This window comes from Chryseobacterium indoltheticum (genome assembly GCF_003815915.1).
In the GTDB taxonomy this organism is placed as follows: domain Bacteria; phylum Bacteroidota; class Bacteroidia; order Flavobacteriales; family Weeksellaceae; genus Chryseobacterium; species Chryseobacterium indoltheticum.
Map to the genome: position 1 here is coordinate 2,705,709 of NZ_CP033929.1, position 13,497 is coordinate 2,719,205.

At 31.6% G+C, this 13,497-nt stretch carries 16 protein-coding genes; 14 read left to right on the forward strand and 2 right to left on the reverse strand.

Annotated elements, in window-relative coordinates:
• The first annotated feature begins 96 nt into the window (after positions 1-96).
• The 13 genes from EG358_RS12500 to EG358_RS12555 all read left to right on the forward strand — a co-directional run bounded on the left by EG358_RS12500 (position 97) and on the right by EG358_RS12555 (position 11,063).
• Positions 97-1,263, forward strand: a complete 1,167-nt coding sequence (locus EG358_RS12500) for an MFS transporter (RefSeq protein WP_076558583.1) — start codon at positions 97-99, stop codon at positions 1,261-1,263.
• 136 nt (positions 1,264-1,399) lie between these two features.
• Positions 1,400-2,098: a DsbA family oxidoreductase gene (locus EG358_RS12505; protein ID WP_076558825.1), complete on the forward strand. Its 699-nt coding sequence runs from the start codon at positions 1,400-1,402 to the stop codon at positions 2,096-2,098.
• A 12-nt stretch (positions 2,099-2,110) separates the two neighbouring features.
• The gene (locus EG358_RS12510) at positions 2,111-2,698 is read left to right on the forward strand and encodes a 5'-methylthioadenosine/S-adenosylhomocysteine nucleosidase family protein (protein WP_076558585.1); all 588 of its coding nucleotides are present in this window, start codon (positions 2,111-2,113) and stop codon (positions 2,696-2,698) included.
• Positions 2,699-2,724: 26 nt separating this feature from the next.
• Complete coding sequence (locus EG358_RS12515) at positions 2,725-3,657, forward strand: NADP-dependent oxidoreductase (RefSeq protein WP_076558587.1); 933 nt, start codon at positions 2,725-2,727, stop codon at positions 3,655-3,657.
• Positions 3,658-3,692: 35 nt separating this feature from the next.
• Positions 3,693-4,931, forward strand: coding sequence for a MutS-related protein (locus EG358_RS12520; RefSeq protein ID WP_076558589.1), 1,239 nt, complete (start codon positions 3,693-3,695; stop codon positions 4,929-4,931).
• 9 nt (positions 4,932-4,940) lie between these two features.
• Positions 4,941-5,273 carry a DMT family transporter gene (locus tag EG358_RS12525; RefSeq protein ID WP_076558591.1) on the forward strand — a complete coding sequence of 111 codons (333 nt, stop codon included), beginning with the start codon at positions 4,941-4,943 and terminating at the stop codon, positions 5,271-5,273.
• 128 nt (positions 5,274-5,401) lie between these two features.
• Positions 5,402-5,926 carry a hypothetical protein gene (locus EG358_RS12530; RefSeq protein ID WP_076558593.1) on the forward strand — a complete coding sequence of 175 codons (525 nt, stop codon included), beginning with the start codon at positions 5,402-5,404 and terminating at the stop codon, positions 5,924-5,926.
• 10 nt (positions 5,927-5,936) lie between these two features.
• Positions 5,937-6,851: a rolling circle replication-associated protein gene (locus tag EG358_RS12535; protein ID WP_076558598.1), complete on the forward strand. Its 915-nt coding sequence runs from the start codon at positions 5,937-5,939 to the stop codon at positions 6,849-6,851.
• An 828-nt stretch (positions 6,852-7,679) separates the two neighbouring features.
• Positions 7,680-7,802, forward strand: a complete 123-nt coding sequence (locus EG358_RS19905) for a hypothetical protein (protein WP_262487802.1) — start codon at positions 7,680-7,682, stop codon at positions 7,800-7,802.
• A 75-nt stretch (positions 7,803-7,877) separates the two neighbouring features.
• A complete protein-coding gene (locus EG358_RS12540) occupies positions 7,878-8,534 on the forward strand; it encodes a DUF6266 family protein (RefSeq protein ID WP_076558602.1) in 657 nt (218 codons plus the stop codon).
• Between the two features lie 89 nt (positions 8,535-8,623).
• Positions 8,624-9,118, forward strand: a complete 495-nt coding sequence (locus EG358_RS12545) for a hypothetical protein (protein ID WP_115596429.1) — start codon at positions 8,624-8,626, stop codon at positions 9,116-9,118.
• Between the two features lie 146 nt (positions 9,119-9,264).
• Entirely contained in the window at positions 9,265-9,735 is a 471-nt protein-coding gene (locus tag EG358_RS12550; RefSeq protein WP_076558605.1) for a lysozyme, read from the forward strand.
• Positions 9,736-10,553: 818 nt separating this feature from the next.
• Positions 10,554-11,063 carry a hypothetical protein gene (locus EG358_RS12555; protein ID WP_076558607.1) on the forward strand — a complete coding sequence of 170 codons (510 nt, stop codon included), beginning with the start codon at positions 10,554-10,556 and terminating at the stop codon, positions 11,061-11,063.
• 32 nt (positions 11,064-11,095) lie between these two features.
• Here the strand turns inward: EG358_RS12555 and EG358_RS12560 are convergent, their stop codons facing one another.
• Entirely contained in the window at positions 11,096-12,127 is a 1,032-nt protein-coding gene (locus EG358_RS12560) for a threonine aldolase family protein (RefSeq protein WP_076558609.1), read from the reverse strand.
• A gap of 85 nt (positions 12,128-12,212) precedes the next feature.
• Between EG358_RS12560 and EG358_RS12565 the strand changes: the two genes are divergently transcribed.
• Positions 12,213-12,866 carry a metal-dependent transcriptional regulator gene (locus EG358_RS12565; protein ID WP_076558611.1) on the forward strand — a complete coding sequence of 218 codons (654 nt, stop codon included), beginning with the start codon at positions 12,213-12,215 and terminating at the stop codon, positions 12,864-12,866.
• 46 nt (positions 12,867-12,912) lie between these two features.
• Here the strand turns inward: EG358_RS12565 and EG358_RS12570 are convergent, their stop codons facing one another.
• A complete protein-coding gene (locus tag EG358_RS12570; protein WP_076558613.1) occupies positions 12,913-13,491 on the reverse strand; it encodes a glutathione peroxidase in 579 nt (192 codons plus the stop codon).
• Positions 13,492-13,497: the final 6 nt, after the last annotated feature.

The following is a 13,497-nucleotide window of genomic DNA, read 5'->3' on the forward strand; positions in this document are numbered from 1 at the left end:
CAGATTAATTTTGTGTCATTAATTTTACCTGAAACACTTGGCGCCAATAGAAATCGCTGAATTTATAACTAAAGATTTACAAAAATAAAAACCTATATGAAGAAGTTTGCATACATAGGATGTTTAGGATTTATAGCAGTCATTACAACCGAGTTTGGCGTAATAGGAATTTTACCTCAAATTGCCGAACATTACAAAATCAGTATCGACAAAGCCGGATATTTATTAAGTGCTTTTGCCTTGATTATTGCCCTTACCGGACCTTTCATGACATTACTTACCTCCGGATTCGATCGCAGAAAAGTAATGCTCACAGCAATTTCCATTTTTTTGATTACAGGAATTGTCTCTTCATTATCACCACCTTTTTGGCTTTTAATGATTGTGAGAATACTTCCTGCATTTTTGCAGCCGGTTTATATTGCTACCGCTTTGTCTGTTGCCATATCTAAAGTTGATAAAAAATATGAAAATCAAATGATGAGTATTGTTTTTAGCGGTGTTGCAATTGCGATGGTTACCACAGTTCCTTTTGCCACCTGGCTTTCAAGCTTATATTCGTGGGAATCTTCATTCATCGTTCAGACAATTGTAAGCCTAATTGCTTTATTTGTTATTTACTTTTCATTACCACCCATTCCGGTAAAAGAAAAGAAATCATACGGAAGTCAGTTAACAATATTAGTACAGCCAACATTTATTATCAGTACGGCAATGAATTTTTTCATGATCACAGCATGGTTTTCCACATACAGTTATTTTGCAGATTACCTTAATAAAGCCAAAGGAATGGATATGACCATGATAAGTTATATGCTCTTTTTATTTGGAATTATCGGAGTATTTGCCAATTGGGTTGCCGGGAAAATGCTAGGGAAAAGCATCGTGAAAACAACAGCTTTTTTTCTTTCAGGAACTATTTTAATACCTGTTTTGTTGTATTTTTCAGAAGAAAACTTCGTTGCCAATATTCTTGTGATCGGAATATGGGGCTTTCTCTATTCTCCGAGTTTTCTCAACGCTTCAACCTACATGATTTCGTCTGTTCCTCAATCTATGGAATTTGCCAACAGTCTCGCTACATCATTCGGAAATTTAGGTGTTACATTAGGAACGACTTTAGGTGGATTTATGATTGTAAATAAAGGCGTTGAATATAATCCCTGGATAAGTCTTGTTTTTGGAGTTCTTGCTTTCTTAATGATAATTTTAAGAAAAATAGTAGAGAAAAAACACAAAACATTACAATTATGCAAAGAATAAATCGGCTTAATTTTTTACAATCCGGCAGATAGGCTAACTTTGACAAGCTAATGATTTTGATAATTCAATTTTTTAACTCATGTTTTTCTTGGTAAAAAAAAGAATCATTATTATTAATTTATTAAAATTTAAAAATATGAAAATAGAAATCTGGTCAGATGTGATGTGTCCGTTTTGCTATATTGGAAAGAAAAATTTTGAACAGGCTTTAGAAAATTTGCCCTTCAAAGATGAAGTAAAAGTAGAGTGGAAGAGCTTTCAGCTTGACCCAACTTTAGAGCATTCTGAAACAAAAACAACGGCAGAATATTTCAGAGAGAAAAAAGGTTTCCCGGAAGAGCAGGCAAAACAAATGACTAATCAGGTAATACAGATGGGAAAAGCTTCAGGAATTGATTTTAATTTCGAAAAAGCTTTGATTACCAATACGTTTACTGCTCATAAACTTCTTCATTTAGCTAAAAAATATAACAAATCTTCAGAAATGGAGGAGGAGTTGTTTAAAGCTCATTTTCTGGATGGGAAAAATGTGGGCGACATTGATACGCTTGTTTCTTTGGCCGTTTCTTTGGGCATTGACGCTGAAGAATCAAAAAGATCTTTACAGTCTGAAGAATTTGATTACGAAATCAATCAGGATATTTTGGAAGCCAGAAACAATGGGATTTCTGGAGTTCCATTTTTTATTTTGAATGGTAAATATGGCGTGTCGGGCGCACAACCTGCAGAAGTTTTAAAAAATGCCCTGACACAAACTTACGAAGAAACGGTTGTTCCTTTTAAAGATAATACGCAAAACAATCTTTCTTGTGATGCAGATGGTTGTTCAATTTAACATAATATAGTCATGATTACATTAAATAAAGAATTGAGCTATCCAATTTCCGAAACTCTTTTTGTTTTTGCATTAGATTCAGAAGCAGGAAAAGTATTTGATCACACCCGAAAATCAATTACCGGAATAGGAAAAGTAAATGCAGCCATTGCATTAACAAAAGCAATTCACGAAAAAAAACCAAAACTGATTGTCAATCTTGGTTCAGCAGGCGGTTACGGCTTTAAAAAAGGAGACGTAATTTGCTGTACCAAATTTATCCAGAGAGACATGGATGCCCAAGGTTTAGGTTTCAAGAAATTTGAGACTCCACTTTCAGGTATTCCTATAATTTTGGAAAACGGACTGAAAATGGATCATCTGAAAGAAGGAATTTGTGGAAGTGGTGACAGTTTTGAGATGAATCACATCAATACAGAATACAATGTTATCGATATGGAAGCTTATCCTTTATCGTTGATTGCGATGCAGGAAAACATACCTTTTCTATGTTTAAAATATATTTCGGATGATGCAGGAAGCGATGCAGCAGATGATTGGTCGGTTCAGGTACATCTTGCTTCAGAAGCATTTAAGCACATATTATTTACAGAAGTATAAAATTTAAACCAATCTAAAATTAAAATATGAAAGCAATTATTTTAGAAAATGCAGGCGGAACAGAAAATTTAAAACTTACGGGAATAGAAAAACCAACTATTAAACAAGGTGAAGTTTTAGTTGAAGTAAAATCAATAAGTATCAATCCAATAGACGTAAAAACCCGTTCAGGCAAAGGAGCTTTTCAAAAATTGAAAGACGAAAATCCTTTGATTTTAGGTTGGGATATATCTGGAATTGTAGTTGAAACCAATTCTTCGAAGTTTAAAATGAATGACGAAGTTTTTGGAATGATTAATTTTCCCGGACATGGAAAAGCCTATTCTCAGTTTGCCACTGCTTCTGAAAATCATATTTTTTTTAAACCAAAAAACATCAATTTTGAAGAAGCTGCAGCAACAAGTTTAGCAGCGTTAACCGCTTTTCAGGCAATTGAAAAAGCTGAACTGAAAGAAGGTCAAAACGTTTTGATTCATGCAGGATCGGGTGGAGTCGGGCATTTTGCAGTTCAGATCGCAAAATATTTGGGAGCTTCTGTAACTGGAACTTCATCTGCCAAAAACAAAGAATTTGTTTTGAGTTTAGGAGCAGATCAACATATTGATTATAAAAATTATGATTGGGAAAATTCCGAAGAAAAGTTTGATTTTATTTTAGATACTATCGGTGGTGAAAATATTGATTATTCTGTGAAAGTTCTGAAAGAAGGAGGGATTCTGATTAGTATTCCAAGTGGCTTGAATGAAGATGTTGAAGAAAAAGCAGCTTCTGTAAAAGGAAAAGGATTTAAAATGATAGTTCAATCTGATGGAAATGATATGCAAAAACTCGCTGAACTGTTAGAAAAAGGATTTTTAAAGCCTCATATTTATAAAACATATCACTTCAAAGAAATGTCTGATGCTCATGAAGAATTGGAAAAGGGGAGAACGGTAGGGAAAATTGTGGTAAATTTTTAGAAATAAAAGATTAAATCGATCAACACAAATGAATTATGGAAAATATTTCTGAGATAATATCGCATTTTAATTTTACCCAAACCAGAAAATCTAAACAGTATTTAGCATCATTTTTCAATCAAAAAAGCTTTAACAAAAATCAAACTTTATACACTCAGCAAAAGCTGAAGATGTTTTTAGAAAACTTCCAGCTTATCAATGATTATAAGAGTAGTGAAAATATCGTTTCATCGATTCAAAAGTTTTTAGGTGAGGTTAACACCGACAATTATAATCTGTTGACAAAAATTATGTACAGAGAGTTTTTCAACCAAACCAATAATAATATTGCTTTGTTTATTGAGTTTTTTTATCGTTTTGGGGTTATGTTAAAAAACTTTCAGAAATCAGACTGTTGTAAAGATTATTCTGACGAGATTGATAAGTATACTCAATTTATCGATTCTTTATCTGTAAATGAATATCACCATAAAGTCTTGGATTTCAAACAAAGAAAAAATATCTTAACCACAATAGAAGCTGAAGTTAAAAACGGAAATTTTATTTCATTCTGGAATTTTTTCTACATGTTTGATGTTTATTCAAGCATCGCAAAAGGAATAAAACAAAACAATTTAAAATTTCCTCAATTTAATTCTGATGCCAGTTTTACGATTGAGCATTTTTATCATTTAGACTTAAAAAATGCGGTTCAAAATACTATTGAAGTAAAGGAGAACAATACAATTATATTTACAGGAGCCAACATGTCCGGAAAATCAACCGCCATGAAATCGATAAGCATTATTGTTTTGCTTGCTCATTTAGGAGTTGCTGTTCCGGCTGAGAATTGTAATATTCCGTTTTATGAAAGTATATTTTTGCATTTTTCTGTAAACGATAATCTGAAAGAAGGTTACAGCCATTTTATGCAGGAAATCGTAAATCTGAAAAATGTACTTCAAGAGTTGAAAACAAAAAACTGTTTTGTCGTCTTCGACGAAATATTTAATGGAACCAATATTAATGATGCTGCCAAAATAACGGTCGATACTATTGAAGGATTATCTAAATACGAAAATTCAATGTTTATTTTTTCAACACATTTAAATCTGATAGAAAATTATTTAGTGAACAATAAAAATATTATGTTGCTACATTTGGAATCTTTTCTTACAGAGAATAATTTAACATTTACTTATAAGCTAAAAGAAGGCTGGTCTAAAATGGAAATCGGAAAAATACTTTTTGATAAGCACGGATTAAATGATCTATTAAAACAAAATTATCAATAAAACCTACACATGAAGAACTATATATTTCTGGCATTTGCGATACTTTTCGAATCTGTCGCAACATCTTTTTTAAAAGCATCTGAAGGATTTACAAAACCTTTGCAAAGTGTAATTTTTGTCGTAGCAATGTCAGCTTCATTTTATTTGCTCACACACGCCATAAAAGTTATTCCAATCGGAATTGCGTATGCAATTTGGTCGGCCGTGGGAATCGTTTTAATTTCTTTGGTTGGGTATTTTGTTTATAAACAAACTCTTGATCTTCCTGCAATACTTGGAATTCTTTTGATTATAATCGGAGTAGTGATTATCAATATATTTTCAAAATCGGCATCTCATTAATTTGAAGATGAAAGTTGAATGTATCTAAACTTGAAAAAATATCCAATTTAACATAATGTAAATTATAGGACTTTTGGAAAAATGAAGATACAGATGTATATTAATGTTTAATAAAAACACAAATTACAATGTATCAAATTGCACCTTACGACTTATCAAAGTCATTTAAATTTATTCCTGAAAAGAAAAAGTATTGTTTACTTTTCGAACTTGGCAACACCGTAGAATTTACCAGCAAGCGAAAAGCTTTTGATTTTATCGCTAAACTTTCACATTTATTTGTTGAAACGTTGGCAATCTCTGAAATGGTCAACAATACAATAAGTTCGTTTAGTTTTCACATTAAACCATTACGCAAGTCAAATAATGATTTATACAACATTTACCATAATAATTCTGCGGATATTTTTGAGTTAATAAGAGATTTAAAATTCTATCAGAATGTAAAAATCGAATTGTATCAGATTGTAATGAGATTTAATAGATTGATTAATTTGATTGTTCAGAACTGTAAAATTCTTAATAAAAAAAATTATAATTGTGTAGTCCCATATCAATTGATTATAGAAAAGTCCGCTAAATGTTTGTGGAAAATAATTGAGAATGCCGCTTATCATTATGAGAACAAAAAATTAACATTGTTTCTACTTTAAAAATCTGCTTATGTTTTACCAATTATCACGGTTAGGCTTTGCAGAGATAAAGCAAAACGGTTACAGGTCACAGTTCTCGGGAAGTTCAAAATATAAATGTTGGAATAATACTCTATTTGATAAAGTGAAAAATTCTGACACAGATGTTATTGAAAAGATGGAAAATGAGGCGAAAAACGCTACTGATAAAGAAAAAGAGATAAGATATTATGGATTGAGAAAAAATAAAATAAGAAATAAAATATTAAATTTCTTTTCGCTGAATAAATCTAAAAAATTCTGTGCGTTCTATACAATTACTTTTCCGCTTAATATCAATGATGATTTAGCTTATCAATTGTTAAATACTTGGTTAACTCGCTGTAGAAAATCCGAAGGTCTAAAGTCTTATCTTTGGGTTGCTGAACGTCAGAAAAACAATACTTTGCACTTTCATTTAATAACTAATAATTACATGAAAATTGGTGTGGTAAATGATTTTATGAAGGAATGTTTACGAACTCAAAAAAACAAAGGAAAATTAGTATGTCGGAACAATATTATAAATAAATATAATGGCGTAGACGTAGATAATTTGTATCAAAGTAAAAGAAGAAATAACAAAAATGAAAGATTGGATAAAGTAGAAAGCATGCGTAAATTGTCTATGTACTTAACAAAATATATTACAAAAAACGAAACAAAATCAGTTCGTTTGCCGTGGCATTGTTCCCGAGATATTTCCGCATTATTTATATCTATAAATTATCAAGATGTTTCAAGTTTAGAAATAGCAAATTTAATTTCTGATAATCCAGATGCTGTAGTTTCTTATCATGAGGATTTTTTTTCTATGCATTATTTTAGGTTTATTCCAGATGATTTCTATTTTGCTGATTTAATTAATATTAATAATTCGGTGTACGAAAACTTTCATCCGAATTAATTTATATATTTGAAAAAACCTTTAAGATGAAAAATAAAACCACTCTCCTATTAATTCTGCTTGTGTTTTCAGTGTTTGGAAATATTTATTTATTTACGGAAAACAAAAAAATGAAAGTTGCAGATCAAAAAAAGTTAAAAATTTTTACAGAAGTTTCGGACAGTTTGTCATACTTTCGAATGCAAAGAGATTCTACATTATTATCTCAGCATTAGTACGTTTTGTCATGATTGCACGTTGCCGTGCATATTGCCATCACGTAGCCAAAACTCGCCGCCCAGCCTTGTACCCTTTCGGCTCAAACAATTGTCTACAGCCGCCTCGTGCGCTGGTTGTATTGCGCATAGGCCAACGCTTCCAACGCTAATGCCCCGCAAAGTTACATAATAGACATTATACGCAAAGTGCCAGCGCTAGCCGTTGCCTTCCACTTCGTTACTGGCAAACCCTCACCATTTTTGCCTATAATGTGATATTATGCAAAATTGCTCTCTTGCAACGTGCAAAGCCCTTTTGCCCCTCTCCTTTTTCCTTTCTTTCCCTTCCTGAATGGCACACCGTGCGCCTACACATGGCATTTTGACAACATACAGCATTTTCCGCACACAGCAATAGTTCATTTCATCTGTACATCTTCACTTTGTTGCAGAAGTACAGCTATTGCCTTAGTGCGGAAAAATGCTGTGCCACAGCTAAAAAAATGCCATGTTCCGGTAGGTATTCCCTTTGGTCATGGTTTTATATTTTTTAAAAAAAGAAAAATAAAAAAAAAAATATTTGGAATTGTGACAATTTGTCATATATTTGAAATGACAAAATGGCAGTATTATGAAAGATTTAATTTTCAAATGGTTTTTAGGATTCTTAGAAAGAATTTTATCCGATTTAGTGGATGACGGAAAAATTAACGGTTCTGTGAAAGCGGAAATTTTGAAAAAAATAACCGAATAACTCCGAATCAACTCCGTTTGTCGCATTCGATTTTTATACGTCAGGTAGTGAAAGGTTTAATTTAAAAAATATATTATGGCAATAATTAGTGGTGCATTGTTTAGTCAAGCAAAAGGTAGTGTAGGTAATTTAACATTAAGTACACAAAAAGGTAGAGTAATAATGAAGTCTAAAGCTAGTGTAGTATCGAATCCGAATACATCAGCTCAGCAAAGACAAAGAGCATTTATTTCGAAGGCTGTTATAGCTTGGAAATTATTAGGTAACGTTTTAAAAAGTGGCATAACTTCTTTAGTTCAATACGGTAGTCAATATAATACATATGTATCTAAGAATGCACAGCATTTTACGACCGCAATGTTTGATATTAATTCAATGGCTGGTGGTGACTTGATTGGTTCTTTTGCTACTATAGGCGCAAGAGGTGAGTTATCCTATTCGCTTGTAAGCAAAGACACAGATTCTGTTACATTATCTATCAATAATTCTACATTGAAGAATACGGCAAATATTGGTGATGTACTTAAACTTGTAATTGGTGATACAGCTGCAGCAGAGTTTTCATATTCCGAATTAGAAATTACGCAATCAATGTTAGAAAATGCTGTTACAACTGTAACATTTAACGATTTATCTCTTCCTTTTGATAGCATGTTAGTTTCCACTTTATGGTCTGAAAGTTCAGATATGACCCAGTCAAATACTTCGAAGTTTAAACTTCTATTATCTTAGTTTTTCTTGGTTTTATGGTTTTGGCGGTTACGGTTATTTTCTGTGACCGCTTTTGTTTATACATATTTAGATTTTATAGTTTATTTATTATGAATAGTTTAGATAGGCACGATATCGATAATGTTTGTCTACGGATTTTAGAAAATGTCCGTAGAGATTATAATTATTACTATCCTCATGTTTACTTTATGTATCATTACGGTGTCAGAATTGGTGAAGTGTTTTATAACAGAATAGTTTATGATGCCAAGCAAGAAAGGTTAATAGTTGATCCACAGAAGAATAATAATAACAGAATCGAAAAGATTAAAGATGCGAATACTTTAAAACTTTTAGAAAGTTTGCACATGTCTAGCGATCTTAATTGGATGAATATCAGGAATTTACAAAGAATTATTGATAAAGTCAATCCCGTTGGAAAATTAATGTGTGGTAATAAAAAGATAGGCGCACACTTATTCCGTCATAATTGGATAAGAAAGCAGTTAATATTCGGGCATCAGTTCGATACAATTAATGCAATGTTGGGCTACACAAAACAGACGGTTGCAGATACATATTTAGTAGCAAAGATTTATTATTAATTCACAAAAAAAATACAATGATGTTATTACAAATTATAGAAAACCAGCAGCAGGATGTTAATACATTATTATTAATCGTATTGACTATTTTAATGATCGGTAGAGCAATAGATAAATATTTCGATAACACTAAAAAGTAAAATACTATGGATAAAAATTTATGTAAAAAAGCTGTGGATTTTGTATGTGATTTAGAAGGTTTTAAGGAATATGCGTACAAAGATAGCGGAGGTGTATGGACTGTAGGTTATGGTCAGACATATTTTAGCGGTGGTAAAAAAGTGATGCAATATGATAAAATTGGAAAAACTGAAAGTATATTATTTGTACAAAAAAAAGTAGAAAAAATTTATTATAATATCGTTAAGAGAATTAATAGAACATTGCCAGAGAATCAATATGTAGCTTTAATTTCGTTTGTGTATAATGTTGGAGAAACAGCTTTTAATAGGTCTACTCTATTAAAGTTTATAAATATGAATAGAGAAAAAATTGAGATAATTAGCGAGTTTAAAAATTGGGTTTATGTGAAAGGTGTATTTGTGCAAGGTCTTTTGAATAGGAGGTTAAAAGAATCTTCTTTATATTTTCAGGAAAAAATAGGAGAATTATTTTAAATATTGTATAGGAAATTTGTATATTTGATATGTTCAGATGAAAGGCTAAACGCTCTGTAGAGGTACAACGTGAATCGATAATCTGAATGCAATACGATACAGAAGTATAAAAGTGTTTACAATTGTAGACGCTTTTTTTTGTGTAAAAATGTACAAGGTTGGTCCAGGTTAATAGTTATATGAAAATTCTGTAGCGGATGCCTATGGAAAAAAAACCTATATACATTGCCTCTAATAATGGATTTATCTAATACTTCATTTTTCAAACTTTTATTTTTAACGGTCACATTGTCAGATTAATAATTTGTTTTTGTCATTTTGCTGTTAGATATTTGTATTTATAAAATTATGTATCTTCATAATTATTTCTTTAAAGTTTACAATGCAACACAGTTTTAAAAACTAAGTAACATTAGTATAACTTTCTGATAAATAAGGCTTTCCGACCCGTCATAGTGTAAATTATAGGACTTTTTATAATTACGGAATAGAGTACTTAAGATGCATTATTCCTAAACTCAAAATTAAATTAAAGCCTATTCAGGTTTTCACAGATTAATGGTAAATTCTTCAAGTTCTCTTTAATTTTAAATGATATACTGAAATATATAATTGTAGATAAATTTTAAGTTTATTAATTGTAGAATTTGCTTAAATAAACTGTTGATTATAATTTTGATTATACGATAAAATATCAGTGAAAAAATTTTTAAGCGATTCTCAGCGATTAGAATTTGAAGGAAAAATTTCAATTTGTCTCAGATTAAAAATACAATGTTTAAATTAGCAGTTATAATGTTTAACATAATATTGAAATCATGAAAAAGTATATTGTATTCGGATCATTGTCTGTTTTGATGATAAGCTGTAATAAAAAAAATGAAACTGTAAAACCTGTAGCTACTACAGATTCTCTTGAAGCTCCGGCTGAGCCGGTAATTGATACTTTAGGAGCAAAAACTTTTTGTTATTTGGGGGTTACCGGCAAAGACAGTGTTTTTGTAAGCATTGATGATAATTTAGGCACACTTTCTGGAAAAATGGCTTATAAAAACAGCGAAAAAGACAGTTCAAAAGGTGAATTATTTGGATTTAAATCCGGTGATACTTTAAAACTGACTTATCAATTTGCGTCTGAAGGTACAACCAGCAAAAGAGATATTTTCTTCATTCAGAAAGACAATACTTTAATGGAAGGAATCGGAAGCCAGAAAGATGAAAACGGATTGATGCGTTATGCTGACGAAAAGAAAATAACCTATAAAGACGGGCAAAAACTTGAAACAGCTGATTGTAAAATGGTCACAAAAGCTTTAGTTATTAAATAAAAAAATGCAACTCTTGTGAGTTGCATTTTCATTTATAATTCACCATTAAAAGTTTTAATAAACTCTTCAACAGCAGTATTATTAGTATTCCATGAAGTTATCAGACGGATTGCTGATAAATTTTCGTCTACTTTCTTCCAAACATAAAATTCAAATTTTTCAGATAAAACTTCAATGATTTGATTGTCCAGAATAGGGAAAATCTGATTGGTATAAGTATCAGAGAGAAACTGCACTCCCCTTTCAGACAAAGCATTTTTAATCTTCATTGCCTGCTGATTGGCATTCTTGGCCAGCTCAAAATATAAATCGTTCTGCATCAGCTCCAAAAACTGAATTCCCAGGAGCCTTCCTTTTGCCAATAACGCTCCTTTTTGTTTGATGTTAAAAGCAAAATCTTCCTGTAAAATTTTATTATTAACGATAATTGCTTCTCCTAATAAAGCTCCGTTTTTAGTTCCGCCGAGATAGAAAACATCGGTCAGTTGAGCAATATCTTTTAATTCTAAATCACTGATTTCTGAGGTTAAAGCATGACCCAACCGCGCACCGTCCATGAAGAGATATAGATTATTTGCTTTACAAAATGCTGAAAGATCTTCCAGTTCTTTTTTTGTATAAATCGTTCCGAGCTCTGTAGAATTTGATACATAAACCAACTTCGGCATCACCTGGTGCGGAATATTCTGATGGCTCTCCAAAACAGGAATAATATCTGATGGAAATAGTTTTCCGTCTTCCTTTTCGATACTCAAAATTTTATGTCCCGTTGCTTCAATCGCTCCGGTTTCATTATTCAAAATATGACCGGTTGCAGCAGAAATTACGCATTGATAAGGCCTTAAAATAGATGATATAACAATCAGATTTGCCTGCGTTCCCCCGGATACAAAATAGACATCGGCATCCTGTACTTCAATATTATTTTTAATTAAATCTTTAGCTTTTTTAGAATAATCATCTTCACCATAGCCTGCCTGTTGATCGAGATTATCGCGAAGGAGAGATTCTAAAATCTGAGGATGACAACCTTCGGAATAATCGTTTTTAAAAGAAAATTTCATAGTGTAAAATTAAAAAATCTTAAAATAACAAGACCAACATTTAAAAAATATTTTGTTAGATTTGTAATGAAAATCATCTAACATTTTGAAAACAACATTAACAGAAGAAAATTATCTGAAAGCTTTGTTTCATGTAGTTGACCATGAAGGAAAAGTCACGATTAATGAATTGAGCAAATTTCTTAACGTAAAAATGCCGAGCGTTAATAATATGATGAAGAAATTTGCTGATAAAAACTGGGTGATTTATGAAACCTATAAACCGCTTAGAGTTACCGAAAAAGGCAGACGTGAAGCCGCTTTGGTGGTAAGAAAACATCGTCTTACCGAAATGTTTCTGGTGAAAAAGATGAATTTTGGCTGGGAAAACGTGCACGAGATTGCAGAACAGTTGGAGCATGTACATTCGCAGATTTTCTTCGATAAAATGGATGAGATTTTAGACTATCCGAAATTTGATCCTCACGGCGAGCCCATTCCCGATAAAGACGGAAATATTATTGCACAGGATCTGCAGCAGTTAAGTAACTGTAAAGCGGGTGAAACTGTAGTTTTTGCCTCTGTTACGTTATCTGATGATGCCTTTCTTAATTACCTTACGGAAAGAAAACTTCTTCTGAATACTAAGATTAAAATTCTTAAAATTGAAGATTTCGATAAATCAATTACCATAGAAATTTCAGGAAAAACAGAAGTTCTCAGCAAGAAAGCGACAGAAAAGATTCTGGTAAAACATTAAAAAAAGCGGATTAAAAATCCGCTTCAAAAATATAATTAATTATTAATTATTTCAAATATTTGGTAATTTCTTCGTCTGTAGGCTTTACTTTGCTTACAAAACTATCAATTAGCTTTCCGTTTTCATCAATTAAAAATTTGGTAAAGTTCCATTTCACTTCAGTGTCTTTTACTCCGTTTAATTGTTTTTCAGTAAGATATTTGAAAACTGGAGCGGTGTCATCTCCTTTTACAGAAACTTTAGCTGCTAGAGGAAAAGTAACCCCATAATTTTTCTGACAAAAAGCACCAATCTCAACATTTGTTCCCGGTTCTTGTCCGCCAAAATTATTTGCAGGGAAACCAACAACGACCAGTTTATCACCATATTCTTTAGAAAGCTTTTCCAAATCTGCGTATTGAGGGGTAAAACCACATTCTGAAGCAGTATTTACAACAAGAATTTTCTTTCCTTTAAAATCTGCAAAGTTGATTGTTTTGCCTTCTTCAAGAGCGTCTACTTTGTAATCGTATATTGTTTGTGACATAGCCTGTTTTGTTTTTACTTTAGAAACTTCGCTTTTTTTCTGAGCGCAACTGTTAGAAAACGCCATAAAAGAAATAAGCACTATAAAAAAATTCTTCATTTCGAG